Annotated in this window: 1 protein-coding gene; it reads left to right on the top strand. The window is 51.8% G+C overall.

Translation table 11 applies throughout. The annotated features are described in order from the left end of the window. Window positions 1-21: 21 nt before the first annotated feature. Window positions 22-311, top strand: a 290-nt coding sequence (locus ACTHSP_RS23425; RefSeq protein WP_440347171.1) for an ABC transporter permease, incomplete at its 3' end; no start/stop codon positions are given.

The raw sequence follows: 311 nt of genomic DNA on the forward strand, positions 1-311 counted from the left end.
TTAACCAATCAACTGAAACCTATGAATTTTATCCGTTCCGTCGGGGCAAAAACCCTCGGCTTCATCCAATCGCTGGGTAGCATTACGCTGTTTTTCCTGCACATCCTGGCCAAATCAGACACGGCGTTTGCCCGCCCGCGCCTGAGCATCCGCCAGGTTTACTTTGCAGGCGTGTTGTCTGTCCTAATTGTTGCCGTCTCCGGCCTGTTTGTCGGCATGGTATTGGGCTTGCAAGGCTATACGCAGCTGGCAAAATTCAAATCCGCCGATATTTTGGGCTATATGGTTGCCGCTTCCCTGTTGCGCGAATT

Source organism: Neisseria sp. P0001.S005 (assembly GCF_051963715.1).